Here is a 21,460-nt window from a genome sequence, read left to right as displayed (position 1 = left end):
CATCTCCTTTATCGTTAAGCTACAGTATCATCTTCGGTAGAAAGTGTTGTATCTTCGTCTTGATCTTCGGCTTTATCATCATCTTTTTTTGCAGATTTTTTACTTTTAGCTGAAGACTTGCGAGTAGAACGCTTCTTTCCCTTTGAACCAGATTTGCCGTTTGATTTCTTCTTGTCTGAAGCTTCTTCCTCATCATCGCTATCTTCTTCGTCGTCTGCGTTTTCATCTTCATCAGTATCTTCGTCTTCTTCATCCTCTTCGTCTTCATCAGACGCATCTTCCTTAGACTTTTTAGAAGATTTCTTACTTGAAGAAGTTTCTTCTTTGTCTTCTTCATCGTCGTCTTCCTCTTCATCGCTTTCATCTTCACGTGCTGCGGCAATTTGATTCATTTTCTCTTCTAATTGCTCCAGGCGGTTCTGAAGCTCTTCATTTTCCTGTTTAAGAGCTTCATAGTCTTGGTTCGACTCTTCCTCTTGGCTGTTCGTTTCTGTTGAATTTACGGCCGTTTCCGAGTCTTCAGAAGCTTCTTCATCTTTGTCACGCTTAAACAGGTTGGCTGTTGACGATTTTAACGTGACAGCGGCTTTTCTGGATTTTTCTTTTGCCGCTTTCCCGAAGTCCAGGCTTTTGCTCTTGATTTTCTCCTGATCAATACGGTCCAGAAGTTTCTTTCCGTTTTCGGGTGTTGCCAGATATCCTACCGTTGCTCCCAATAGACTCCCAGCTACAGTTCTCTTGATTGGGCCACTTCTTCTTGTTTTGTTCTCATTTGTTGAATTCTTTTCTGTTGAATTTTTTTCCTGTCCTTGATTCTCAATTGTTGTGTTTTGCGTATTATTTTTTTCTGCCATCGGTAAAACCTCCAATTAGTTTGTTGTTTCCGCCGTATTAAGACGGTTTGTATCCAGTTTCTTTTCAAGTGATTCCAGTCTTTCCTGTAATTTCTTATTTTCCTCTTCCAGTGCTCTCGTGTTGTTATCTGCGGCTTTGGAACTTAAATAGGGATCATTTTCCCACCAGTCCATACCTATTTCTTTTGCTTTATCTACAGAAGCAACGATTAAGCGGATCTTTATCGTAAGCAGCTCGACATCGGCGATTCCCACCGTAATATCTCCTGCTACGACAACTCCTTTATCTAAAATCTTTTCTAATACATCCACGATTGTGTTGGATTGTACCGGATGCTCCATTCCCATCATGTAACCTCCCTAATCGGCATTACATTAAACTCCCTAAAGGACCAAGATCTATATTCAAGTCTTCTGCATCAAGACCAAATACCTCTTTCAACTCTTCCATTTTTTCTTCTAAGTTCATTAGGGCAATGCCGAGATTCTCCACTTGTTCATCCGTTAATGTACCGCCTTCGACACGCCGCATGGCATGCCTTTCGACGATTTGCCTTAATAGTTCTACAACGGTCAATACAAGCTGTGCCAGTCCTTGTTCTGCTTTTTCCGGGTCGAAATTAATTCGCCCATTTGTCCCGCTGGCCTGTTGCATGAATCAATCCCTCCCTTTCTTGATCGAATTGATCGGACGTTATTGTTTTGCGCGTTCCCTGTTTATGCTGAACCAATGTTTCCACTGAGGAAATCAGCACTCGTAAATCCAGATACACGAGGTCGACCCCGGCAATGGATATAATCAAATCTCCCTTGATTGCCACACCTTTATCGAGAATGACATCTAAAATATCAATTAGGGCTATATCTTTGTTCTCGATCGATTCTCTGACTGTCATATTTCTCATTCCTTATTTTGTGATTAAGAAAAACTAGAAAAATGATAAGGTGGCCAAGGGCCGGATGCTTCAATTTTCCAACCTGCGTGTCCCAGTTCTTCTTCGTATTGCTTTATTTCATCGACAAATTCATCTACTTTGGATCCTGGAAGGAGAAATACACTATTCCACGCCATATGTTCCTGTCGGCCTGTTACATCTTTACTCCAATTCTTTTTGACATTCCCATGCAGAGAATGTTCTTTCAGCTTTTCATGAACCTCTTCACAAAGCCGGTTCTTTTCGTTTTCAAGTTCCCGATCAATCAGCTGATCGATTTTTTTCTTTTCAAAGAACTGCCTGCCCTTTGGTAATTCGCTGATTTCTTTCCTTTTGGCTTCGATGGATGGATTGTTCTCACTAACCTGTTCTTTCAGCAGCTTATCGTCACAGTAGATCTTGACGTTCCACTCTTCGTTTCCATCCAGCTGTTCAAAAGTCGTCTCCAGCTTATTTCGATTACCTTCTATTGTGGACTTGAGGCTATCTTCGTTTTTATATAATGTACAGAACTTCAAGGGGACGATGGTATACAACTTTGAAACCATCAATACCGTTTCGTGATGATGAAACGCCTTTTCCTGAAGCCAGTCCATGTCGTTATCAACTTTGTCCTTAATGGTCTCTTCAGAGTATTCATTTGATGGTAAATCACTAACAATGGCTGTCACGCCACCGATTTCTATCGTGTACAGCTCACTTTCTCCATCGAATCCTTTCATGGAGGGCAGGTTTTCTTTATTTGCTTCTTTTGTCGGTATTAAGCCGTATAAATAAAGTAAATCGCTCATTTGATCACCCTTGTTTCTTTTTCGTTAGTTCTTCCCATTGTTCCATTTCCATCTGTTTCGCGATTTCATACCTTGTTAAGAGTTCATCTTCTTTTTCCTGGAATGCTTCCTCAGGAATTTCTCCTAATTCATACATCATTTGAAGCTGAATCAATTTTTGCTGAATGGTAGGAAGGTCGTACAATTCTTTGTCTGCTTCTTCTTTGATCTTTTCAGCGACTTTTATGACCATATTAATTGGTGCACTCACCAATTTATGAATCATCAGCCTTCCTCAACCTTCAAGCGTATGTTGACAAAGTTGTAAGCCGGCCAAGGACCGCTGTAATTAAATTCGACCTTATCCTTCCATTTCTCGTGTGCTTCATTTACCTTTTGATCGAATGACTCTTCCTGATCCCGGTCAATTAAGAAAGAAGCGTTAAGAAGCATTTTCTCACTTGATGGATCGTTAGCTTTTGCCGATACTGCCTCTTCCTCAAGAGGTGCAAACACTTCTTCCTTAATCTCACTTTGCAGGGAGGCAAACAACTTCTGAGCCATTCCGCCAAGCTGAATCCGGTCATAATACGCTGCGGATTCAGATTTCCCTTTAACGGCTGTGGCCATTTTTTCCACCTGCGGGTTATCCTTCACCATGGCTTCAAGCCATTCCTTTTTACCGATAACCTTTAAGCCCAGCTCGATTTTCCCTTTAATGGCCGGGAAAAGAGTTTCGAACTGGGGATAAAGATTTTCAAGCAGGGCTTCTACATCGTCCCTTGTTTTAAAAACATTTCCGAAGCTGATCGGGATGACGGTATCCTTTTGTTCCATGACACGGGATACAGCTCCCTGATGCATCAGTAAATTCTGCTTCTTAGGATGATAAATTTTCATAGGCACTTCTGCTGCTACCATCGCTGCGTCCTTATATCTGATCGTGAACGTCTCACGTTCTTTGCCTTCTATTTCAATCGAACCAAATTGATCATCATCACTGGTTTGTATGGCACAAAAAATATAAATCCCCATTTCTTCCTGACTCATTATAAAACTCTCCTTTATTCCTCAGATACCTTCATTCGTTTACATGCATCTATAATCAATTGTTCTGCTTTTTCTTGTGGGTTTTCTTCGTCGATACATCGACTTATACTATGTGCTGCTATATCAATACATAGACGTTGAAAATCTGCATCCTTACCGTCTATGGGAATGTCCGATTCAATGGCGAGTCTTGCAATCATTAAGGAAGCACGCAAGCTCGGTCCGTTCATTTCATTTGTACATTGATCGCGTAATGTTGATATGAGTGTCGTGATCGCTCTTGCTTCACTCATAACCAGGTTAGCTTTTTCTGATACAATCTTTGCCTCTTGTTCCGCTCCCTTGTAATCTACGTTAATGGTGATCAACCGATCCAATAGAGCATCCTGTGTTTGATAAACCCCTGCATACTCTGCAGGATTACTAGTAAATATGATGGCAAATTCCGGATGTACTCTAATAAAAGGCTCTGTCAGCTTCGAACCGTACAAAGGAATGATTCCTTCTTCCAAAATGGATAGGAAGATATTATTCGTCGTCGGCTGTGATCGTGTAAATTCATCGTATACAAGGGTATAACCATTCTTGACGGCTTCCAGCAAACGTCCGTCTCTCCATGTCTCTGTGACGCTTTCGTCCTTTTTATAAACGGATCGTACATATTGATCAACGACCTTTTTACTGGTATAACCCGTAAAATCACCGATTAAGTCTTTATTATTCAATTCGTGATTACCGTGCATGAGCATCACCGGTCTTTTTCTCTTTTTCGCCAAAGCGAGTGCAAGAGATGTTTTCCCGGCCCCGGAAGGACCCGTGAAATGCACAGGATATCCAGCTTTAAGGTATTGCAATGAGCGCGAAAGCAATTCTTTCGTTTCATCATCTTGTATTAATGCCCTGCTATCCTTTTTGATCCGTTTTGTTAAGACCGTCACGTACAATTCCCTCCTACTCGCTCAGGACACTACATTTCCTGTCCAATGGCACTTCTGTAACGGATATCCCGTCGTTTAAAAGACGTGACTTCCTTTTCTTTATTAAGGAGAACATCATATGTTCCAAGCATTTCGTCTTTCGCATATTTCTTCATATATTCCTTTTCTTCAATCACTTCAACTTGCAGTTTCCAGCCTTCGTCTTCTGTCAGTTCCACTGACGTAATCTTATGGACCGGAGCTACATGTTCATTGAAGAAATCCGTCACACTATTCATGATTTCTTTGATTACCATAGCTGCCTCCTACTGTAGATGAAGGGGAGGGTGCCAATAATGGCCCCCTTCATACATATATTCTTTTGCTGGCACTCCCTTTAGATGCTGAACTGGGAGCTTCTTTCGTTCTGCTGTGTAGCAAGTCCGTTTTCTTCGACATCATCCCGTAAGAGACCTACTGCCTCTGCATAGCGCAACCATGTATCGACGCTTGCGATGACGACCCTTGCTTCAACTGTCAAAATTTCAATTCCAACTACAGACACCCTTGCAAATGCGTCAATGACGATCCCTTTATCTAGAATTCGGTCGATGACTTCTGCTAAACTTGAACTGTTATTACTCTTTTGAATAGCCAATTGTTATTCTCCTTCCGGTGTTTATGAACAAATTGTCTTGATGTCTTTTGAAGATTTAATGTTTTCAGAACTTTTGATTTCAGTGGAACTCTTTATATTAAAGGAGCTCTTGATGTCACTTGCTCCCTTGATATTTCCCACGCCTTTAACTTTTGTTTGTTTGTCATTCGATGAAGAAATTTTCTTTTGGAACTCTTCTCCTGCTTCTTTTGCGTTCCCTAACTTTTCCCGTACCGAAAGCAGGACATCCTGGACTTTTTCTTTTGCTTCTTCTGCTTTGGTATGAACATTATCGGCATTTTTCTCTTTTGCGTTCTCTAACTTCTCTGATGCTTCGTTAGCTTTTGATTGAAGGCCGTCTTCCACACTGTTCACAAATGTTTCTTTCGCTTTTTCTTTCAGCGTATCTTTCACTTTCTCTTTCACGGGCTCCGGAGCATGGTCGTATGCTTTTTTAGCCATCTTGCCGACTGCTTTTTTTACAGGCTTACTCATGTAATGCCCCCTTCAGGGATGCGCTTATTTCTTAGACTCAACCAGGCTGTTAAGCATTTCCTCGATGCGTTCTAAACGCTCATTCAAATTCTTGTTCTCTTCTTTGATTTCTTCTAATTCTTCTGATTGATTGGAAGAACTTTCGCTGTTTTCAACTTTAACATCTGAGTTTTCCGATGCCTCTTCTTTTTTCTTTTTTGGTGACAGCAAGCCACCTTCCAACTTGCTCATATATCCTGTAGCCGACTGTCTGAGCGTAATAATGGCTTGCTCTGTCAAAAATTCCTGTGCTGATCTTCGCAGTTCTTTACTTGCGGCTCTCATCACTTCTGACTTCCCTAAACTGTCCACCATTTTCTTACCTGTACCTGGATTCGAAAGTAATCCGATACCAGCTCCGACTACTCCGCCGATAATCGCATAATTCATGGATTGTCTGTTTTCAGCTGATTGCTCTTCATTTTCTTCCGTATTTTTCGTTTCTTCTACTTGTTGACTGCTTTTCACTTCTGACATATTCATCCTCTTTTCTATTAAATAGTAAAACTATATTTTATTTACTTGTTTATATGCTGAATGCGGTCCCTCTTTCATTCTCCTGCTTGGCGAGACCTTCTTCCTGGACCTCATCTCTTAATAGTCCAACTGCTTCTGCATATCGTAACCATGTATCCACACTTGCGATTACGACCCGTGCTTCTATTGTAAGAATCTCGATTCCTACTAAGGAAACCCTTGCAAACGCATCAATGACGATTCCTTTATCCAGGATTCTATCAATTACTTCCGCGAGACTTGAGCTATCATTACTTTTTTGAATACTCATCGAATCTCTCCTCTTTAGTGGTGTAGCCAACGACTGACGTGCCATGCTTTATTCTGTTTAATCGGTGTTTACCTCGATTTCCACCTCCCCTAAACTAGGCCATGGGAATCATTTGAAATAAACTGCCATTTTTTATACATGTTTTAAGCTATTTTGAAGGATCTGTAACATTTCTCCCTTAGAGGTATATACCTTGTCGGGTTTTAAGTAGAAATAATAATTCAAATAAGACAAATTGATTACATTTTCCATCTATAATAGGTGGTTGTAATGAGACGGGAACTGTGCAGTCAAACGAGAGGGAGGAGTGACCGTCCAACTGGCAGTTCATCCCTTTTGTAAATAAAAAAGAACCTGAANNTTCAGGTTCTTTTTTATTTATTCATTTGAGCCAGGAAATCTCCCAATAGATCGTCCATCGATTCTTCTTTGGGCTCTTCGTTGGCGGATTCCTGTGGTTTCATGGCACTTTCCCAGTCAAAGTTTTCCAATTCTTCATCTGTAGAGTACGAGCGCTCATCCACTACTTCTTCAGGTGAATCATCTATTACTTGATCGAGGGACCATTCCCGTGAGGTATCGTGACTTGCTGCCGATTCTTCCTGAAGATAGAGGGCTTCATTGATATCCAATGAGTTACTGCTTATGGAAGCAAGCAGGGAGGCCGTACGCACCGGGTTAGAGAGCAGCTGGTAGACGATGCTCCCTAAGAGCGCTTCTGAGTGTTCATGCTTTAACCAATCACGCTGGGACTTGTCCAAGCCCTTCGGAAGGGGGATCGTAATCGCTTCCCGCTGCTTGGAAATTGTATCATTTACACCGTTCAATACAAGCTCTGCAATCTTACTGGAGAAATTTCGTTTTTCCGTTTCCTTCAGTTTTTGTAGATGCTTTAATACATGGTCAGGTGTATCAGAAGGAAGCCGAAACGTAATCGGCTGTCCCCTCGACATCCCTTTTTCTTTCATACCATCACCCTATTTGGTTTTCGCTAATTTTTGTTCGTCTTTCTGGGCTTGTTGTTGTTTCTCATTCTTTCTTGAGAAGTCGGCAATCAGCTTGTAGTAAGCATTGGCCATCATCCAGATGCTTTCTTTCTCATCTTCAAAAAAGTCGATATTGTACCCATCAAGATTGTTGTTAAGCGTCTTGATATACTCCTTCAGGACGCTTGATCCACCACCTATGAAGTAGCAGATTTCCGTCTGGGAATTCTTTTGCCACATGTTACGCAGGTGACGGTACTGCTTTTTAGCCAGTTCAAGCATGATGCGGTCCACGATGTCATGGACGCTTGTACGGCTTCCTTTAACCATGATATGATTGCGGTCATTTTTCTTCGTGATGATTTCTACAACGTCTCGTCGGCTGTCTAGCTCAATACCGTGTCTCGAGCGGATTTCTTCACGGATTAGTTCAAGAGATTCAGAAACTCCCAGGTTAAATCCCTGCGCCTTATCATCGTCAACTTTTCGATCTTTGATCACTGCGATATCCGTAGATAATCCACCGATATCCTGAATCAGGATGCGCTTATCAATTAAATCTTTATTGATAATATTGGCGTTATTATCCATTACCAGGTTGATAAAAGCAGCAAATCCTTCAGGATACACCTTCACTTCATCAAATTTAACATTTACTTTGATCCCTTGATAGCGTGGAGTGACAAGGAACTCGACCTGGTGAACAGAACCTAATAACCTTGAACGGTACCCAACATCTTTTCCTTCTTTTACTTCTCGAAGGGGAAGACCTGTTCCGAGTGTATAGTTTGCTTCTATTACATTATTATTCTTTTTGAAGTCTGAGCCATTTCGCGCTGCATCCAGAGCAATGGAAGCAAACAGCATAATGAGTGTTTGATCTTCTTCTGATTTACTGCTGCCCGGATCAAGTTCAGTTGAGTTATTACTCTTCGTTGCCAGATTACCGACACGATAAATCGCATTATTGTCTTTCAAAGCAGGGGAGTGGACACGGATATGTATGCCGTCTAGTGGGTCTTGTGTATCCAGCTCCTCGATTCCGATGATTGGACGATCTTCAATATCCCTAGCGATGACGTTCGGAATATTCACCTCAGCGTCCATTTTTCCAAAAATACCTTTTAAAGAATCATTACCAACATCAATGGCTGCAATTCGAGAATTCGTCATTAAAATCATCCTTTCAATCATGAGTAAGAATTTGTCAAAAAATTTCAACTCTTACTTTCAGATTAAACAATTTCTTGTCTCCGGTCAATCCTACTTTTCTATCGAAATTTAAAGAGTCAGGATGAGAGATTGTATACTTTTTTGTATCGTTGTACACATATTTTGTACACATGCCTTTAAATCAACGAGTGTACTGATTTGTATACTTGTATACATTTTTGTCTACAATTGTACACTAATTTGTATACAAGTATACTTTTTTGTAAACTTTATATTTTTTACATATTCTTACTTCGAATGGTGCTCATTCTACTACTCTATAAAACTAGAGAACTACCAGATATTTTCTAAATGGGAAGAAAGAACAAAGAATGGTGTTTGCATAAAAATTGAAGTTATAAAAATGAAGAATAGACCGACCGGTGAAAAAGAGGGAGAAGATTGTCGATTAAAGAAGAAATATGGGAGGATGACCTCTATCTAAGGGTTGAAGTCAGCAAAAGATTTAAAGAAGGCTCCGGCACTATCAAATGCCGGAGCCTCAGCTTGAACTTCATATCAATACGGGGTTGACCGCGGGCTTAACAGAGGAAGAAATCGTTGAGAGCATTACACATTTAATTCCTTATACCGGTTTCCCGCGTGTCCTGAATGCCCTGACCGTTGCGAAAAATGTATTCGCTGTGCGCCGAGAGGAAAAACACTATATAGAAAGAGGCCTNNAGGCCTCTTTCTATATAGTGGGTTACAAGGGCTTTTTCACCTTTAACACTACCCTTACCTTGGTTCTGCCTGTTTCGACGTATAGGACGGCCTCCTGAGCCTTCTCAAGGGGATACACTCTACCCACCACAAGTCATATCCTCCCTCGTTCAACAAGGTCTTTGATTTTAGCCAGCTGTTCTCCGCTCGGTTTCATAATCAAGAAGTATCAGTCAATAAAATAGCAAAATCGTTTCCACTATTTTGTATAATGGTAGTAATCATGCATTGGGGAGAAAATCGTATGACACAATCGGACTCATCTAACTATATCCTTCAGGCAAAGAGCGACAAATTCCATTGGGAGGGAGCGGGACAGCTTTCCATTAAGACCTTCATGAACGGAAGGGCCTTCTACAAAACCAACAGAGGCTACTTCAGTGTAGAGGAAGGACGGTATCTATTGGTCAATGAGGGCCCATACACCATTACCATTGAGGAAGATCAGCCAGTGGAATCATTCTGTGTCTTCTTTAAACCGGGATTAGTTGTAGATGTTCACCGTACCCTGACTGATTCTACTGACAACCTCGTATCTGACCCGTATAAACAAAACGGACCCGTTGAATTTTTTGAAAGGACCTACGCCACCACACCCTCACTCTCAAAGCTATTACAGAAGACGAAAGCACTTCATTCCCATGTGGAACGTACCTGTTATGAGGAACAGTATCATTTCTTGATGGAGAATCTCTTAATCTCTCACTTTCGTCATTTGAAAGAAACCGAATCCATCCTTGCTGTGAAACGCTCTACCCGTGAAGAAATATACCGGAGGGTCAGCATCGCTCATGAATATATCAGGGCTTATTTTCACCACTCCCTTTCAATAGAGGACCTTGCAAAAATGGCCTGCTTATCACCCAATCACCTGATAAGAACCTATTCCCAGCTTTATGGGAAAACACCACACCGCCATATATCAGAATTCAGAATAGAAAAGGCTAAAAAATTACTGAAAGATCCCGGGCTTTCCATGACGGATATAGCCTTTGAACTCGGTTATCAGAACCCGGCTTCGTTCACCAGGATGTTTACCCAATTCGTCGGTATCCCTCCGACTCACTTTCGAAAAAAAGTGATTTTGGAAAAGAATGAATTCCGTCCATCCGCTACAATGATGAAGAAACGAAAGGAGAAATAATATGAAAACCATTCAAGGAATCAAACAAATCGGCGTTCCCGTAAAGAACCTGGAGCGTGCCATTGGATTTTATCAAGAAAAACTTGGACTTCCCCTCTTATTCACCACCGATCATATGGCATTTTTCGATTGCGCTGGGATCAGGCTTCTTCTTACGCTACCTGAAAAAGAAGCATACAGCCATTGCTCTGTCCTTTACTTTGAAGTGGACGATATCCATTCCAGCTATGAAGAAATGAAGGGAAGTGGGGTCAATTTCGTGGATGAGCCCCATTTGGTCGCCAAGATGGACGACGTAGAAACGTGGATGGTGTTTTTTGAGGATAGTGAAGGGAATACACATGCATTGGCTAGTGAAGTAGAAAAATGAAAATAGGAAGGGGATCCATTTTGAGGTGGGATCCCTTTCCTGTCCCTTTAAGTAGGAACTTTTGTTCAAATTTACAACAGGAATCATAATGCATCTACATTCTCACTAAGTTCATCCACCTGATATGTTACATCATATTGTTCTGCCAGGAGTTTCATATCCGAATGGTAGGCTTCTACCAGTCTATAATATTCCTCGATCTTGGCATTGGACTCCTCGATCAATCCTTCATCCTGGTCTTCAATTGCCTTCTTCTCAAGCATGAGAGAGTCATAAAAAACCTGGGTCGCCTCCACAATCCGGTCCGTCATTTCCTCAAGCTCAGGAATCTCTCCTTCGATGGACTTCGCTTCCTCAAGGGCCTTCTCATAAGATGGGATGGTCGTAGTAGTCAGCTCTTGATAGAGGGTCTGATCATCGGTATAATTCACTCCCGATACCGATGCAAGGGATTCAAAAGCCAGGACTTCATATTGTGCAACTTTCTGGATATCTTCATTAATGAACTCAATAATGGCTTTTTGTTTATCAGCATCTGTTATCTTTTCATCTTCTGTAGTATCATCGACCAGCGTCACCCCTTTGTTCATCTCCTCATTGCTGTTGTTCTCTCCATTCTGTGGTTCGACATCCTTATTAATCGAAATCTGCACTTCACCACATCCGCTTAGCAAAACCGCTGCGATAACTGATAACCCTAAAAGTTTCTTCATGACTTAATTCCTTCCTTATGCAATTGGGTAAATTGCTTTTAGAAGTTAAATACCCATCTTTTGTAAAAATAATCTAAATATTTCTAAATTGGATAGTTCCTTTCTTCGTCATATGGCAAACCTATTCAATTTCCTATACAATTTATGTAAACAGCAAGATTGAGTGGTGAAAGCAATGAAACTATTACTAATTGAAGATGATACAACCTTATTCAATGAAATCAAGGATCGGCTTTCCCAGTGGTCCTACGAAGTATATGGAATCACCGACTTCCATCACGTGATGCAGGAGTTCGCAGAGGTTAAGCCTGATTTGGTGATCATCGATATCCAATTACCTAAATTCGACGGCTTCCACTGGTGCCGGATGATCCGCACACACTCCAATGTGCCGATCCTTTTCCTGTCCTCGCGAGATCATCCGACGGATATGGTCATGTCCATGCAGCTCGGGGCAGATGATTTCATCCAGAAGCCATTCCACTTCGATGTACTGATTGCAAAAGTCCAGGCGACCCTCAGGAGGGTGTATAACTATAACACCGAGCAGGTAAGCATCAAGACCTGGTGCGGGGCGACCGTTGATTTTGAACGGAATACGGTATCCAATGAACAGGGATCCGTTGAACTGACGAAGAATGAAATGTACATTTTGAAGCTGCTCATTGATCAGAAGAATAAAATTGTGAGCAGGGACGATCTCATAAACAGTCTGTGGGATGACAAACGATTCATCAGTGATAACACGTTGACCGTCAATGTGAACCGTCTCCGGAAGCGTCTTGAAGAAATAGGGCTGGGCCGCTTCATTGAAACGAAGGTCGGGCAAGGGTATCTTGCCATTGAAGAGGATGCGCCATGATCCGTACATACTTATGGGAACGGAAAAGCTGGATATTGTTCGTGAGTGGACTTCACCTGTTATGGATCTTCATCGGTTATATCGATACGGCTATTCCCTTACAGCCAATCCTGTATATGGTATTTCTATCTATGCTCTTCTTCATCGTTTTTGTTTTAATCCGATACCAGAAGGAAACCCGTTTCTTCAAAAGACTGACAGAATGGGATCATAATCTCCATATGACAGGGGTTGATGCCCCCGATTCACCTTTTGAAGAAATCGTCTCAGAGAGTTTGTCTGAGCAGGCGACCCTTCTGAGACAGACTTCATCTCAGAATCGAGTGATGCTCGAACAGGAAAAGGATGACCTGCTGTCCTGGATTCATGAAGTGAAAACCCCGCTGACGGCCATGCATTTGATGATTGAACGGTTGGAGGACGCGCCTTTAAAGGCCCCTTTGAAATACGAGTGGCTAAGGATCCATCTGCTTCTGGATCAACAGCTTCATCAGAAGCGTATGACGTTCCTGGAGAATGATCTGTACATAGAGGACACGGATCTCGAAACCGTTATTTTTCAGGAAATAAAAACCCTGCAATCCTGGTGCATTCAAAAAGGGATCGGGTTTGATCTTCAACTGGATGTCACGAACGTGCTCAGTGATGCGAAATGGCTGGCGTTTATGATCAGACAGCTTTTAACCAATGCCGTTAAGTACAGCACGTCATCGGATATTGTGATTTCAAGTGTACTGCGTGATGGTAAAGTGACACTCACCATTCAGGATTCCGGCAGGGGGATTGACACGAGGGACTTGCCGAGGATCTTTGACAAAGGCTTTACATCGACCCTCGACCACAATGACCACGCCTCTACCGGAATGGGATTGTATTTGACCAAAAAGGTGTCCGAGTCTTTGCTGATTACCATAGAGGCCGAGTCTAAACGGGGAGAAGGAACCAAGATCACCCTCACCTTTCCAGAGAAAAATGATTTCGTCCAACTTACCGGCGTGTGACAAAAATGTCACATGCTTTTCTGTTTTGTTCGAACAATAAAAGGAAAACAACCTTCCTGCTTTTTATAATAAAGGTATCAAATCAAAGGAGTTTTATATGATGACCATACTAGAAGCAAGCAAACTTCATAAAAGCTACGGAAATAAATTTAATAAGCAGGAAGTGTTAAAGGGTATCGACCTGTCGATCCAAAAGGGTGAATTCGTCAGTATCATGGGGGCGTCGGGTTCCGGAAAGACCACCCTCTTAAATGTCCTATCCTCCATCGACAAAGTGAGTGAGGGCTCTATTAAAATTGAAAGCAATGAAATGACGATGATGAAAGAAAAGCAGCTCGCACAATTCCGAAAGAATCATCTCGGCTTTATCTTTCAGGATTACAACCTCCTCGACACGTTAACGGTGAAAGAAAATATCCTTCTGCCATTATCCATCACCAAGACCCCTAAGAAAGAAGCCGACCAGAAGTTCAATGACCTTGCTTCGGAGCTTGGAATCCTTGAACTGAAAGATAAATATCCGAACGAAATCTCAGGCGGGCAGAAACAGCGGACATCAGCCGCCCGTGCCTTCATCCATGAACCAAGCATCATTTTCGCAGATGAACCGACGGGAGCCCTGGACTCGAAATCGGCCTCTGATCTCTTGAACAAACTGAGTGAACTGAATCAAAAGCTGAGGGCGACGATCGTCATGGTCACACATGATCCCGTTGCGGCGAGCTACTGCAGCCGGGTCATATTCATCAAGGACGGTCAAATCTATACGCAATTAAATAAAGGTGACCAGGAGAGACAGCATTTCTTCAGTGACATCATGAAAACCCAAGGAGTGCTTGGCGGGGTGCAGAATGAACATTAATACCCTTATACTCAGAAATCTGAAGAAGAACCTGAAAAATTATTACCTCTACGTATTTGCCCTGGTATTTAGTGTCGCCCTATATTTCGCCTTCGTGACCCTGCAGTACGATCCATCCATGGATGCAACGAAGGGAACCATCAAGGGTGGAGCAGCCGTCAGAGCCGCATCTGTCCTACTTGTCGCCATTGTCTCGATATTTCTTTTATACGCCAATACCCTTTTCATTAAGAGAAGAAGTAAAGAAATCGGGTTATTTCAGCTGATCGGCATGACAAAGAATAAAATCTTTCGCATTTTAAGTGCGGAGAACTTCATCCTTTATTTCGGGTCATTGTTACTCGGCATATTGATCGGATTCTCCTTCTCAAAATTGATCATCATGATACTATTCAATATCACCGGAGTCGATGCCATCGCCACACTTCATTTTTCGACCAAGGCACTTCTCCAGACCATCATCGTGTTCTGTGCGATTTACCTGCTTATCATGATGATGAACTTTGTATTCATCAAAAGACAAAGCATATTGTCACTATTCAGAGTCCGTTCATCCACTGAAACGAAAGTGAAAAAGATGTCCTCGTTCGAGATCATGATCGGGATCTTTGGGATCATAATGATTGCCTCCGGATACTACGTGTCTTCCAAATTGTTTGGCGGGGACTTCTCAACCATGCCTCAATTATACGGGGCCATGCTCTTTATACTTGGGTCTGTGATTCTTGGAACCTATCTGTTTTATAAAGGGTCCGTCAGCTTTATTTTTAACGTGATCCGTAAGAAGAAAGATGGCTATCTGAATATCAATGAGGTCCTGTCCCTTTCATCCATTATGTTCCGGATGAAATCCAACGCTTTATTGCTGACGATTATCACGACGGTATCGGCACTGGCTATCGCATTATTATCGTTAAGCTATATCGGCTATTACTCAGCTGAAAAAACGGCTGAAAATAATGTACCGGCGGATTTTACATTCACCAATAAACAAGACTTAGAGAAATTTAAGGGTGCCCTTCTAGAAAAGGGCATTGAATACAAGAAAGAAGAGATTGAGGTCATCCAGGTCCTCGTCAATCTGAAAGGAATCACAGACTCGGAATTCGGCGAACTGAACGGGTCACTGGATGCCATGCCGAATTCGGTCATCAGCGAGAAAAGCGTTGACGGCGTTGATGTAAAAGAAGACGAAACCCTTTTTACAGGCTACAGCGACTTACTCCAAAAGGTCATTCCGCTACACGATTCAGGGATGACGGAGTTGAAAGGCAAAACAGAGGTCACCAAGCTCAAATACTTGGGAATGCGGGATGAATATCCGATTTCATGGTATTTCACAGCAGGGGGTTCACCGGTTGTGATCGTCGATGATCAGATATTCCAGCAGTTAAAAAGAGATATGGATCCTGAGGTTCAGAAAGAAAACTCACTCTATATCGGTGTGACCATCGAAAAGGAAAAGGATCTCATGAAAGCAAACGAACTCTTTCATGAGTTGGGTCTGGATGGAGAATGGGCAAACGATTCCCAGTACGACATGAAAGCCGAACAAAAACAAAACATCGGACTCATCATGTTCATCGTCGGATTCCTCGGCCTCACCTTCCTGATCACATCGGGCTGCATCCTCTACTTCAAACAGATGGATGAAAGTGAAGATGAAAAACCGAACTATACGATACTAAGAAAACTGGGCTTCACGCAGGGTGACTTATTGAGCGGCATTCAAGCCAAACAACTCTTCAGCTTCGGAATCCCTCTCCTCATCGGACTTCTGCACAGTTATTTTGCTGTCCAATCCGGATGGTTCCTTTTCGGGGCCGAGGTCTGGACGCCGATGATCATCGTGATGGGATTATATACGGTGCTCTATTCGATTTTCGGTGTATTATCGGTCCTGTATTATAAAAAGGTGATCAAAGCATCGCTTTAATGGAAAAAGCCATCCCTTGGTATGAAACCGGGATGGCTCTTTTATGTACTGCAGGTTTACTTCCTTTTCTGGCTTTTCATCTTATTCATTTCAAGTTCAGCAGCATATTCTTCCTGGGATTTCCCTTGCTTGAAGCTTTCAGACTGAATTTTTTTGAATTTGTTATCGTTTTGATTCGGCATGTGTACACCTCCCTATAACGGGTATAGTTTATACTTATTGCCGAATATTATGCTTTTCATCATATAAAATATCACATTATATGAAAATCGTAACTTGACTTGACCATTTTTCAAATGAAAAAATCCGCCCCAGTATGAGACGGATTTCTATTTTAATTCGGGTAGGGAGCTTGAATATAAGGTATATTCCTTGGCATTTTGTTTTACAAACCTTTAGGATCTTCCCCGCCATACTGATCCTCATAACTAATAAATTCATGCTCCTGATACGCTGCCATAACCCCATGATAACTGATGTCGAGGCCCATTTCTTCTTCCTCTTCAGTGGAGCGCACAGGTATCCATAACCTTATGAGGGAAAGACCCAACCAAGTCATTCCGAAACCCCATACACAAAGTACGATTAAGCCCAGTAATTGGACACCCAACAGCTCCCAGCTGCCGCTTGAGAAAAGTCCACCCTCTGTTGAGAATAACCCCAGTGCTATCGTTCCCCACATACCTGAAACGGCATGGACCGGAAACGCTCCAACCGGGTCATCAATCTTTTTTGCGTCCAACCAATCCGTAGCAAACAGCATGAGCAGACCAGAGACGGCTCCTATGAAAATCGCTGCTTCATCACTTACGAACGCACATCCAGCCGTAATCCCAACCAATCCTGCCAGTGATCCATTAATGACGGCAGGGGCATCTGAGCGTTTATAACGGAACAAGGTGTATAGAAGGGTCGCAGCCCCCCCAGATGCGGCTGAAAGCATGGTCACCACGGCTATATGGCCAATTTTCACATCCGTGGCACTCAACGTACTCCCGGCATTGAAGCCAAACCAACCAAACCAAAGTAAGAATGCTCCGACTGAGGCCAGCGGCAGATTACTTGGCAACGCGATTGTACTGGTACCGTGTTGTGTGAACTTCCCTTTTCGGGGACCGATGAACATGGCTGCAGCCAGTGCCGAAAATCCTCCGAGGGCATGGATGACTGCGGATCCGGCGAAATCCGTCATACCCAGGCTTCCCAGCCATCCGTCTCCCCACACCCAGTGTCCGCCAATGGGATAAATGACAGCCGTCATGAGGATGGCAAGAAGAATATAGGCCCGGAAATTAATGCGCTCTGCAACCGCTCCGGACACAATGGAAATGACGGCAATGACAAACGCTGCCTGGAATAACCAGAACGTATCGAGGGAAATTGTGAGATCCAAATGATTCAGGTCCCCTTTCAACATCGAACCGCTCGTGCCGATCACACCGAGGAAGTCACTCCCATACATGAGTCCGAATCCAATAAAGTAAAAGCAAAGGGCGCCAATCGTGATATCAACGAATACTTTCATAATGATATTGACATTATTCTTATGTCTGACAAATCCCGCTTCCAAAAGGGCAAATCCACCCTCCATCAGGATGATCATGGCTGCGGTCAAGACTACCCAAATCGTATCCAACCCTGAATTAAGTGTTTGTATTGTCATCTCATTCCTGTCCTTTCCGGTAGTTGAGTATCTCTTCAGTCATCATACTGGTGACCTCCACTTCTTCTTCGGAAGAATGGTCCCTGCATAATGCAATGACCTGATCGATTTGCCGGATGCGATCTTTGATCACGTTTATCTGTTTCAACCTATCCTTTACATGAACCATATATTCCACTGCCTGGTGATGACTGGGCGGTCGGCTGGCGAAGAACTTCCTTACAGGTGATAGCGAACGGTAAAACGTTTCTTCCGCACGCTTTTTGTCTTCATACCGTTTGATTTTATGTTTTAGTTCATCCATCTCGTGTTCTCTATGACTCTTAATGTCTTGCAGTATATCTGTTAGTTCATCACAGGCATAGTCCAAGGTACGATTCAATTCATCACGAATTTTCATGTAAATTCTCCTCACCAAAACATGTTATGTTTTCTAACATAATACCAATTTACTGAAAATTTGTACAGATAAATACTTTATTGGAGTAAACAATTCCATTCCCCATCACCGTTCTTTTTTCCCTATCACAAAAATATAGATAGAAGTAGAGCAGCCTGTTTATAGGGGGATAATTAATGAGCCGATTTGACAGCCACCTGAAAAAGAACCTGTTACACATTCATAAAAATATCTACCTATCGAAAAGCGATGAGTATTATCATGAAAAGATACTCCGCTATCATGACCCTTCTTCTCCGGAGGCACATTACCTTCTGGGACAGAAAATGGAGCAAAAAGGACATCTTGTGAAGGCATATAAACACTACCAGGAAGCAGCGGGCATTTATTCTCCTTACTATTTCAAAGCAAAGCATGCCTGCAGGAACCTTGAAGATCAAATCACGGAAGACATTGGACAAGTTCCACAACCAGCCAGGACCACTCTTCCACTTACCGTGAAAATCATGTTGTTTTTCCTTCTTTTTATTAACATGTTTTTATTGATTTTATTGTTTTTCTTTCCTTCCTTCAGCGGTGCCATTTCGTCCAGCCTAAAGATGTGGAACACCGGCACGGATGTCGTATATGAGGTGGAAGATCTTCCTTATATCATGTATTTCCCGGAGGACACGCCCAAGGATGAAATCGAAAAATCCCTTCATGATCAGTCTATCCGCCTTGGAAGGGATGCGAAAAACAAAAACATCCTGATATACGGAGTCGCGACGAACGATCAGAAACTTTCCTTTGAGGTCCTTCCGTTAAAAAGTGAAGCGATCCAAGAGAGCTCCTTTGTAAGGGCAGAATACAATTCAACTTTAAACGATCCTGTGAAAATCCGATTTTTAAATAAGAGCGGGGCCGTATTAAAAGGCGGTCCTCATCCCCTTCAATTTATCGGGGCCAATTTAGTCCGGACAGCCCTGCAGTCCTATATGAAGAACAACGGATCCCCTCCTGACAGCCTTGATCAACTGGTGGCTGATTATCCCGACAATTACCTTAGCTTCATTCCAAATGAAGCCACCACCGGCTCCAATTCGATTTCCAGCACATTCTCAGGTTCCGGGGGATGGGTATACAATCAGGAAGCATTGACGCTTTCAGAAATGTTTTATCCAAACACCCCCGCCAATGCCCTTCAACCCTCCCCGATTCCTTACAGTCCCGTTAAGATCGACATTGATAAAAGAGCGTTCTCACTCGTTGTCACAATCCCGCCCTATATCATTTCATCTCAAAAGGTTGGGATTGGAAAGGACGATTCCACTCGGCAGGGACAGTTCCCGATACTTAACCGCGTACAGAATCCAAGAGGAGCACGCCCAAATATGTATGGGACAGCAGCACTTGGCATGGGGGACATTGCCATCCATGGCACCCTTGATAAAGGATCCATCGAAAGGACCAAATCACATGGATGCATCCGCCTGGTCAATCCAGATATTGAGGAGATATTTGATTTTGTTCCTAAAGGAGCTGTTGTGAACATCTACAATAAAGCTCCAGACAAGGGGCTGAAGCCTGTGACACAAAGCCTTGAACAACTGATTCCTGATAAAGACCCTGTGAACAAACAGACGACGACTTCGATTTTTTCATGGGCAGGGTGAGATGGAAGGAGGGCACGTCTTATGAAGGACGACGGGCCGCTTCTTCATGCTGTTTTCGCTACGATGTAAGTATGATATGATAATTAAATTGTTTGCCCAATCTATTCCACATGTATATTCATCTTAGAAAAGAGGTACTTATGCAAGAGACTGCCTTAAACAGACAACATTGGTTTCTCATATTGACCCTTACGTTACTGACATTCGTCCTCGGGACAAGCGAGTTTGTCATCGTCGGGATCTTAACGGAGATTTCCTCAAGTCTTCATATTACAAATGCAAAGGCAGGGACGCTCGTTTCGGCTTTTGCCATTACCTTTGCCATCGCCACCCCCATCGTCATGTCGGCAACAAGCCATTTTCCAAAACGGAAATGGGTGTTGTTTTTGATAGGGTCATTCATCGTTTTGAATGCGTTGTGCGTGATTTCAACCAGCTACATCATGCTTATGACGCTTCGGATGCTGACAGCGGTTGTCACAGGAGTCCTGATTTCCCTTGCCATGACGATTGCCAGTGAAGTCATTCCCATTACAAAACGGGGAGTCGCCATCTCTTTCGTTTTCGGTGGATTCACCCTTGCAAACGTGATCGGAGTCCCCATCGGCACGGTCATTGCCGAATGGTACGACTGGCATGCTACGTTTCTATTAACGACGTCACTTGGTGTGGTTGCCTTTCTGGCATCTTTCATGAATCTACCGAGTAAGCTCAGTCAATACCGCAGTTCTATGCGGGATCAATTTTCTTTATTGACCCATCCGCGGATCCTGATGGCTTTCTTCATTCCATCCCTTGGATTCGGTGCCACCTATGCGGTATTTACGTATCTTGTTCCGATTCTGCACATGATGGATGCACCAGGCAGCTCTATCAGCTTGATCTTGTTCGCCTACGGATTCATCTCGATCTTCAGCAATATCCTGGCCGGAAAGATTGCCAGTCACAATGCCATCGGACGCCTTCGATTTGTTTTTCTCATCCAGGCATTTGTTCTGGCCGCCCTGTACTTTACAACCGGGCACTTTATCATCGGATTGATCAATATCGGCTTGATGTCCTTGATGGCCATCCTCCTCACCACGTCGACCCAGCTTTACTTGATCGACCTGGCTGGTGTTTATCAACCAAAAGCGACGGGACTCGCCGCTTCACTGATGCCCGTTGCAAGCAACGTCGGCATCGCCATGGGATCGGCACTCGGAGGCCTTGTCTACCACCAAGGGCCGTTGATGAATGTGACACTTGTCGGCGGTGCCGTTGCGGTTTGTGCCAGTGTGCTGACGTTCTTGAGTCATCGGTTGGATCGTAAGTCCGAGACATTGGCATAAAGATTCATGACTAAAGGAAGTATCCGGAACGTAAAGTCGTTCATTGATACTTCCTTTTTATGAATACGGGGTTATTTTAAATAGAGTCCCGGGGTTT

The 21,460-nt window shown here is 42.9% G+C and carries 27 protein-coding genes and 1 pseudogene; 9 read left to right on the top strand and 19 right to left on the bottom strand.

What is annotated here, in order from left to right; genetic code table 11:
• Window positions 1–14: 14 nt before the first annotated feature.
• The 15 genes from gvpT (CN378_RS22580) to CN378_RS08180 all read right to left on the bottom strand — a co-directional run bounded on the left by gvpT (CN378_RS22580) (window position 15) and on the right by CN378_RS08180 (window position 8,664).
• The gene (gvpT, locus tag CN378_RS22580; protein WP_179884849.1) at window positions 15–854 is read right to left on the bottom strand and encodes a GvpT/GvpP family gas vesicle accessory protein; all 840 of its coding nucleotides are present in this window, start codon (window positions 852–854) and stop codon (window positions 15–17) included.
• A 15-nt stretch (window positions 855–869) separates the two neighbouring features.
• On the bottom strand, window positions 870–1,202 hold the full coding sequence (locus CN378_RS08245; protein ID WP_034764928.1) for a gas vesicle protein: 333 nt from the start codon (window positions 1,200–1,202) through the stop codon (window positions 870–872).
• Between the two features lie 22 nt (window positions 1,203–1,224).
• Window positions 1,225–1,509 carry a gas vesicle protein K gene (locus tag CN378_RS08240; protein ID WP_034764925.1) on the bottom strand — a complete coding sequence of 95 codons (285 nt, stop codon included), beginning with the start codon at window positions 1,507–1,509 and terminating at the stop codon, window positions 1,225–1,227.
• Window positions 1,475–1,750, bottom strand: coding sequence for a gas vesicle protein (locus CN378_RS08235; protein WP_098351411.1), 276 nt, complete (start codon window positions 1,748–1,750; stop codon window positions 1,475–1,477). The genes CN378_RS08240 and CN378_RS08235 overlap by 35 nt, the downstream gene beginning before the upstream one ends.
• Window positions 1,751–1,773: 23 nt before the next feature.
• The gene (locus CN378_RS08230; protein ID WP_098351410.1) at window positions 1,774–2,580 is read right to left on the bottom strand and encodes a GvpL/GvpF family gas vesicle protein; all 807 of its coding nucleotides are present in this window, start codon (window positions 2,578–2,580) and stop codon (window positions 1,774–1,776) included.
• A gap of 4 nt (window positions 2,581–2,584) precedes the next feature.
• The gene (locus CN378_RS08225) at window positions 2,585–2,845 is read right to left on the bottom strand and encodes a gas vesicle protein GvpG (RefSeq protein WP_034764916.1); all 261 of its coding nucleotides are present in this window, start codon (window positions 2,843–2,845) and stop codon (window positions 2,585–2,587) included.
• The gene (locus CN378_RS08220; RefSeq protein WP_098351409.1) at window positions 2,845–3,609 is read right to left on the bottom strand and encodes a GvpL/GvpF family gas vesicle protein; all 765 of its coding nucleotides are present in this window, start codon (window positions 3,607–3,609) and stop codon (window positions 2,845–2,847) included. Before CN378_RS08220 ends, CN378_RS08225 begins: the two co-directional genes overlap by 1 nt.
• A 14-nt stretch (window positions 3,610–3,623) precedes the next feature.
• Entirely contained in the window at window positions 3,624–4,547 is a 924-nt protein-coding gene (gene gvpN, locus CN378_RS08215; RefSeq protein WP_061810574.1) for a gas vesicle protein GvpN, read from the bottom strand.
• 29 nt (window positions 4,548–4,576) lie between these two features.
• Window positions 4,577–4,843, bottom strand: a complete 267-nt coding sequence (gene gvpO, locus CN378_RS08210; protein ID WP_034764910.1) for a gas vesicle protein GvpO — start codon at window positions 4,841–4,843, stop codon at window positions 4,577–4,579.
• Between the two features lie 80 nt (window positions 4,844–4,923).
• The gene (gvpJ, locus tag CN378_RS08205) at window positions 4,924–5,184 is read right to left on the bottom strand and encodes a gas vesicle protein GvpJ (protein ID WP_034764908.1); all 261 of its coding nucleotides are present in this window, start codon (window positions 5,182–5,184) and stop codon (window positions 4,924–4,926) included.
• Between the two features lie 21 nt (window positions 5,185–5,205).
• Complete coding sequence (gene gvpQ / locus CN378_RS08200; RefSeq protein WP_098351408.1) at window positions 5,206–5,679, bottom strand: gas vesicle protein GvpQ; 474 nt, start codon at window positions 5,677–5,679, stop codon at window positions 5,206–5,208.
• Between the two features lie 24 nt (window positions 5,680–5,703).
• A complete protein-coding gene (gene gvpT / locus CN378_RS08195) occupies window positions 5,704–6,195 on the bottom strand; it encodes a GvpT/GvpP family gas vesicle accessory protein (RefSeq protein WP_098351407.1) in 492 nt (163 codons plus the stop codon).
• 49 nt (window positions 6,196–6,244) lie between these two features.
• Complete coding sequence (gvpA, locus tag CN378_RS08190; protein WP_060674023.1) at window positions 6,245–6,505, bottom strand: gas vesicle structural protein GvpA; 261 nt, start codon at window positions 6,503–6,505, stop codon at window positions 6,245–6,247.
• A 374-nt stretch (window positions 6,506–6,879) separates the two neighbouring features.
• Complete coding sequence (locus CN378_RS08185; protein ID WP_098351406.1) at window positions 6,880–7,473, bottom strand: uL1 family ribosomal protein; 594 nt, start codon at window positions 7,471–7,473, stop codon at window positions 6,880–6,882.
• 9 nt (window positions 7,474–7,482) lie between these two features.
• Window positions 7,483–8,664, bottom strand: a complete 1,182-nt coding sequence (locus CN378_RS08180) for a ParM/StbA family protein (protein ID WP_098351405.1) — start codon at window positions 8,662–8,664, stop codon at window positions 7,483–7,485.
• Between the two features lie 527 nt (window positions 8,665–9,191).
• On the opposite strand from CN378_RS08180, the pseudogene CN378_RS22890 reads away from it, so the two are divergent.
• The 3 genes and pseudogenes from CN378_RS22890 to CN378_RS08165 all read left to right on the top strand — a co-directional run.
• A pseudogene (locus CN378_RS22890) lies at window positions 9,192–9,368 on the top strand (carboxymuconolactone decarboxylase family protein); the annotation flags it as partial.
• A 302-nt stretch (window positions 9,369–9,670) separates the two neighbouring features.
• Window positions 9,671–10,570, top strand: coding sequence for a helix-turn-helix domain-containing protein (locus tag CN378_RS08170; protein ID WP_098351404.1), 900 nt, complete (start codon window positions 9,671–9,673; stop codon window positions 10,568–10,570).
• A 1-nt stretch (window position 10,571) separates the two neighbouring features.
• A complete protein-coding gene (locus tag CN378_RS08165; protein WP_098351403.1) occupies window positions 10,572–10,940 on the top strand; it encodes a VOC family protein in 369 nt (122 codons plus the stop codon).
• 83 nt (window positions 10,941–11,023) lie between these two features.
• On the opposite strand, the gene CN378_RS08160 is transcribed toward CN378_RS08165, so the two are convergent.
• Window positions 11,024–11,653 (bottom strand): hypothetical protein, encoded by a 630-nt coding sequence (locus tag CN378_RS08160; RefSeq protein WP_098351402.1) that lies wholly within the window; start codon window positions 11,651–11,653, stop codon window positions 11,024–11,026.
• Between the two features lie 175 nt (window positions 11,654–11,828).
• Here CN378_RS08160 and CN378_RS08155 point away from each other — a divergent pair, with 175 nt between their 5' ends.
• From CN378_RS08155 to CN378_RS08140, 4 genes are all read left to right on the top strand, one after another.
• Complete coding sequence (locus tag CN378_RS08155) at window positions 11,829–12,515, top strand: response regulator transcription factor (protein ID WP_098351401.1); 687 nt, start codon at window positions 11,829–11,831, stop codon at window positions 12,513–12,515.
• On the top strand, window positions 12,512–13,516 hold the full coding sequence (locus tag CN378_RS08150) for a sensor histidine kinase (RefSeq protein ID WP_098351400.1): 1,005 nt from the start codon (window positions 12,512–12,514) through the stop codon (window positions 13,514–13,516). The genes CN378_RS08155 and CN378_RS08150 overlap by 4 nt, the downstream gene beginning before the upstream one ends.
• A 100-nt stretch (window positions 13,517–13,616) precedes the next feature.
• Entirely contained in the window at window positions 13,617–14,378 is a 762-nt protein-coding gene (locus tag CN378_RS08145; protein WP_098351399.1) for an ABC transporter ATP-binding protein, read from the top strand.
• Window positions 14,368–16,314, top strand: coding sequence for an FtsX-like permease family protein (locus CN378_RS08140; protein WP_098351398.1), 1,947 nt, complete (start codon window positions 14,368–14,370; stop codon window positions 16,312–16,314). The genes CN378_RS08145 and CN378_RS08140 overlap by 11 nt, the downstream gene beginning before the upstream one ends.
• A 56-nt stretch (window positions 16,315–16,370) precedes the next feature.
• Here the strand turns inward: CN378_RS08140 and CN378_RS22885 are convergent, their stop codons facing one another.
• From CN378_RS22885 to CN378_RS08130, 3 genes are all read right to left on the bottom strand, one after another.
• Window positions 16,371–16,496, bottom strand: coding sequence for a hypothetical protein (locus CN378_RS22885; RefSeq protein ID WP_257141071.1), 126 nt, complete (start codon window positions 16,494–16,496; stop codon window positions 16,371–16,373).
• A 203-nt stretch (window positions 16,497–16,699) separates the two neighbouring features.
• Window positions 16,700–17,977: an ammonium transporter gene (locus CN378_RS08135; protein ID WP_098351397.1), complete on the bottom strand. Its 1,278-nt coding sequence runs from the start codon at window positions 17,975–17,977 to the stop codon at window positions 16,700–16,702.
• A 1-nt stretch (window position 17,978) separates the two neighbouring features.
• Window positions 17,979–18,377 (bottom strand): hypothetical protein, encoded by a 399-nt coding sequence (locus CN378_RS08130; protein WP_098351396.1) that lies wholly within the window; start codon window positions 18,375–18,377, stop codon window positions 17,979–17,981.
• 176 nt (window positions 18,378–18,553) lie between these two features.
• Here CN378_RS08130 and CN378_RS08125 point away from each other — a divergent pair, with 176 nt between their 5' ends.
• A complete protein-coding gene (locus tag CN378_RS08125) occupies window positions 18,554–20,032 on the top strand; it encodes a L,D-transpeptidase (RefSeq protein WP_098351395.1) in 1,479 nt (492 codons plus the stop codon).
• A 140-nt stretch (window positions 20,033–20,172) separates the two neighbouring features.
• Window positions 20,173–21,363, top strand: coding sequence for an MFS transporter (locus tag CN378_RS08120; RefSeq protein WP_098351394.1), 1,191 nt, complete (start codon window positions 20,173–20,175; stop codon window positions 21,361–21,363).
• Window positions 21,364–21,460 lie beyond the last annotated feature (97 nt).

This window comes from Bacillus sp. AFS015802, assembly GCF_002561455.1.
GTDB lineage: Bacteria > Bacillota > Bacilli > Bacillales > Bacillaceae_B > Rossellomorea.
Note: the sequence above shows the minus strand (reverse complement) of the source record. Positions and strands in the feature narration are given on the sequence as shown.